The organism is Mycobacterium sp. UM_11 (genome assembly GCF_001414075.1).
GTDB lineage: Bacteria > Actinomycetota > Actinomycetes > Mycobacteriales > Mycobacteriaceae > Mycobacterium.
The window spans coordinates 1-341 of sequence record NZ_LATC01000259.1 but is presented as its reverse complement, the minus strand read 5'-3'; the positions used below and the strand labels follow the sequence as shown (position 1 = coordinate 341).

The 341-nt window shown below is 73.3% G+C and carries 1 protein-coding gene; it reads right to left on the bottom strand.

What is annotated here, in order from left to right; translation table 11 throughout:
• Window positions 1–341: AMP-binding protein (locus WU80_RS24920; RefSeq protein ID WP_156349796.1), on the bottom strand; the 341-nt coding region annotated here is incomplete at both ends.

Sequence of the window (341 nt, the reverse complement as noted above, 5' to 3'; positions counted from 1 at the left end):
CCTTTGGGCACCCCGGTGGTGCCCGAGGTGTAAATAATGTGGGCCACCTGCTCGGGCCCCGGATCGGGCAGGGCGGTGGCGGGGTGGGTGTCGATGGCGGGGTCGGCGACATCCAGCACGGTGAGGTCGTGCCCGTCCAGCCGCCGGCGTAGCGCGGTGGTGGTCAGTGCGGCGATGGGCGCGGCGTCGCCCAGCACGAACCCGATCCGCTCGTCGGGCAGGGCGGGGTCGATGGGCAGGTAGGCCGCCCCAGTCTTGAGCACCGCCAGGATCGCGATGATCGCCTCGCCCGAACGCGGCACCAGCAGCGCCACACACTGGCCCGGCCCGGCGCCGTGACC